At 50.5% G+C, this 3,574-nt stretch carries 3 protein-coding genes and 1 pseudogene; 3 read left to right on the top strand and 1 reads right to left on the bottom strand.

Annotation, left to right across the window (positions count from 1 at the left end; genetic code table 11):
- The first annotated feature begins 241 nt into the window (after positions 1-241).
- The 3 genes from folK (at position 242) to BRX37_RS27010 (ending at position 1,822) form a co-directional block, all read left to right on the top strand.
- Complete coding sequence (folK, locus tag BRX37_RS25900) at positions 242-526, top strand: 2-amino-4-hydroxy-6-hydroxymethyldihydropteridine diphosphokinase (RefSeq protein WP_122129129.1); 285 nt, start codon at positions 242-244, stop codon at positions 524-526.
- Between the two features lie 74 nt (positions 527-600).
- The gene (gene sul4 / locus BRX37_RS25905) at positions 601-1,494 is read left to right on the top strand and encodes a sulfonamide-resistant dihydropteroate synthase Sul4 (protein ID WP_206434233.1); all 894 of its coding nucleotides are present in this window, start codon (positions 601-603) and stop codon (positions 1,492-1,494) included.
- Between the two features lie 127 nt (positions 1,495-1,621).
- Positions 1,622-1,822: an acyl-CoA/acyl-ACP dehydrogenase gene (locus BRX37_RS27010; protein WP_164522547.1), complete on the top strand. Its 201-nt coding sequence runs from the start codon at positions 1,622-1,624 to the stop codon at positions 1,820-1,822.
- A 184-nt stretch (positions 1,823-2,006) separates the two neighbouring features.
- Here BRX37_RS27010 and BRX37_RS27715 read toward each other — a convergent pair.
- A pseudogene (locus BRX37_RS27715) lies at positions 2,007-3,299 on the bottom strand (IS91-like element ISCR28 family transposase).
- Positions 3,300-3,574 lie beyond the last annotated feature (275 nt).

Below are 3,574 nucleotides of genomic sequence, written 5' to 3' on the forward strand. Positions count from 1 at the left end.
TGTTTTTTTGTACAGTCTATGCCTCGGGCATCCAAGCAGCAAGCGCGTTACGCCGTGGGTCGATGTTTGATGTTATGGAGCAGCAACGATGTTACGCAGCAGGGCAGTCGCCCTAAAACAAAGTTAGCTTGACCCTTCGGGCGGAGGAGAAAATGTCATCAATTTATAATAAAACTAAAAGTGGATTTTGTCGGATTTGTGGAAATTGTAAGAAAGACAGCGTTTTTCTTCCAGTTTTGAAATTGGGCGTAAACCCACTTTTAAATGGGGGCCGCGCCTCATCGACATCGACATCCTTTTCTATGACAACATGATCATGAACGACGATATCCTGGCTATTCCTCATCCCTTCGTCGATGAACGTGCTTTTGTCCTGGCACCCCTGGCTGACATTGCGCCCGATTACGAACATCCCCAGACCCAAAAGTCTGTAGCCCAAATGCTGGCTGACGTATCCTCATCCGTAGATGAGGCCACAACGGCCGTTTACCGTTTACCGGATCAACCAAACTTCATGGGCACTTAACCCCCACCCTAACCCTCCCCCTAAAATGGGGAGGGAACATCTCCCTCTCCCGGTGGGAGAGGGCTGGGGAGAGGGTGAAAAAAATTTTCAAGGAACTGCTATTGATGTCAACCACACTAACCAGCTTCAAATGGGGTGAACGCACCTACATCATGGGCATCCTCAACGTCACTCCAGACAGCTTTTCTGGAGATGGCGTTATGGTTGAAGAAGATGTCATCGCCAAAGCGGTAGCCCAGGCCAAACAATTTGTAGCCGACGGCGCAGACATCATCGACATTGGCGGCGAGAGTACCCGCCCTGGCAGCTCACCTATAAGCGCAGAGGAAGAACTGGCGCGGGTGCTGCCGGTGGTGCAGGCCGTACGCCAGGCTGTGGACGTCGTTATTTCCATCGACAGCTACCGCGCTTCCGTGGCCGAAGCGGCCCTGGCGGCAGGCGCCAGCTGGCTCAACGACGTCTGGGGGCTGCGCATGGACCCGGACATGGCCGGCCTGGCAGCACAAGCCGGCTGCCCCATCGTCCTTATGCACAACCGCAGCAAACCAAAGAACATAGCGCAAGAAAAAAAGCTGGGCGGGCGCTTCATCGGGGTAAAATACGACGACCTCATCACCGACGTTAAACGTGAATTACAAGAAAGCATCGACATCGCCTTAAAAGCCGGCGTAAAAGAGTCCCAAATTATCCTGGATCCCGGCATCGGCTTCGGTAAAACCGTCGAGCAAAGTTTGCAACTGCTCGACCAGATTAATCAGTTCAAAACAATGGGATTTCCCATCTTAATAGGTCCGTCGCGCAAATCATTTATTGGCTATACGCTCGATTTGCCGCCAGACCAGCGCATAGAAGGAACGGCGGCCACCGTCGCCATTGGCATTGACCGAGGAGCCGACGTTGTGCGCGTCCATGACGTCAAAGCAATCGTTCGGGTCGCCCGTATGACAGATGCAATCGTGAGACGTTAAAGGATTTCAGTGCTATCAGTCACTAGTGAAATGCGTAAAACGTAATGCGTAAGGTTTATTACGCATTACGCATTACGAATCAAACCACAAACACACTGAATTTAGACACATTTTATAGGAGCTGCACATGATCGATTTTGAACTAGACCAGGAACAAAAGATGCTAACCGATGCCATCCGCCGCCTGGCGGAAGAGCGCATACGGAAAGTGTTTCGGGATGCGGACGAAGAAACTGATAGGAACTGTCATTTCGGGTTTTTTGCGGTTTCGGGTCAAAATTCGGTTTTTCCCCCGAACTACGACTGTTTTCGCACCCCGAACAACTAATCCAATCAGAATTTTCCGGCAACGCCGACTCCAAGAAGTGTAATTCCAGTCTATTTCTGCCGTCAACCCCTGATTCGCGTTAATGCGACAAAGCTCAAACACATAACTCCCCCACGAAGCCATATAAACTCCGATTTCGAGGTGTTATCCTGTTCCGCATAAACTTCGTTTTTGGGTATTATACCTACACCAAAGCAAGCTCAGGAGGTGAACGAGCACAGACGGCCACTGGCTGCTCCCGTTCCTGCTGCTTTGCCCAGTTAATAATCTTGGCAAGCTCCTTGGGATCCTCGATTATCGCCACAACCGACATTGTTCCCTGGCATTTTGGGCAAACAAACGGGTCAACTTCATAGACTTTCTGTAACAACCGTGCCCAACTTTGTTTGCGCAACTTGGACCAGGCATCGGAAACTTGGACAGTTTCCGGTTTCTCCTGAGGTATGGCTGGAACAATTTTGGATTCGCGTGGATGACCTTTTTGCCAACTTTCTGGGGCCAGGCTATAAATATTGGGGCGCTCTTGCCACTGCTTGCGGACTTTGCCCGCATATACGCCATAGCGACGAAGCAATTGAACCCGCCTTGGTGGTAAATGGGCCACAAGCTGGTCGACGAATTCAAAGCCTTTGAAGGTCTCTGTTTTTCCTTTGTAGAATCCCTTTGGGCTAGCTGTCCAGATTATCGTGTCGGAAGCTGGATCATACTGAATTTTTTCTGCACAGGTAGCGCCGCGAACGACATACTGGCCGAGGGCTTCTCGATCGGCCTTGTTGAATAGTCTGGTTTCGCTCTCGATGCTAAAGCCGGAATGCTTCCAGTCTCTGAGCATGTTCACTCGGGCTTAATCTATTAGTTCCTTTCGCAGAAACAAAGCCATAATCGCTGCTTGCCAGACCTTGAGCATCCCTTCGTCGGCTCCAATTGGTAAATATACAAAGCGGTCGTACTTGGTGAACCCACCTTCCAGAACCAGAACATGCCAGTGCGGGTGGAATCGAGCGAATTCACCAAACGACTGATAGCTGACAACACAGGCACATAGTAGTTCTTGACCGGCTGCCAGGGAGAAAAAATCAGAAAGCAAGGAGAATACCAGCCTGGACACCTCGCCAAACAGTCGCTTATCCGATTTAAAGTATGGTCTGAGAATCTTGGGAATCGTAAAAACAAATTGCCGATGCGGTAGATCAAGGAGCAAATCCTCGGCCAGGTATTCAGCATAGAGCAAGGTCCGTTTTTGGTCACAGGATGGGCAAAGGTGGAAAACCTTGCACGAAAATGGCCTGAAGTACGAATGTCCACAATCATGGCAACGTATTCGAACAACACCCTTGGTCCAATCGGCACATTCAGCAAAATGCTCAAGGCGGTCAAGGATAGTTTGCGATGGACTTGCGTAGGCTTGGTACTGGGTTAGAGAATTGCGGACTATGGTCTGGATTATCCCTTCCCGATGGGGAATGTAAGTTCCCATACCTATACATACGCAGGAAAACGATCATTTGCTTGCAATTGCGAAGAAAATAATGGAAAATGTGGACTGGCGCCACCTAACAACCGGTTCGAGCGGACTCACGGGACAAGCCCGTTCGCAGCTCAACCGAATGTTGAACGACAGCTTTCCCAAAAGCTCTACGGCTGCTCTGGGTCGACACCGGTAATCGGATCGTTGCCGCACTGAACAGCGCCCCGTTCCAGGTCGCCTCCATTTATGCGGCTGAACCGAGGGAGAGCAGCTTTACGCCGTCT

Origin of the sequence: Sphingomonas sp. S-NIH.Pt3_0716 (assembly GCF_003950715.1) — a bacterium.
GTDB lineage: Bacteria > Pseudomonadota > Alphaproteobacteria > Sphingomonadales > Sphingomonadaceae > Sphingobium > Sphingobium yanoikuyae_A.

Bases quoted from the DNA above. Each gene is read 5' to 3' on its own strand.
- BRX37_RS27010 (WP_164522547.1), top strand. From the start codon at position 1,622: ATGATCGATTTTGAACTAGACCAGGAACAAAAGATGCTAACCGATGCC.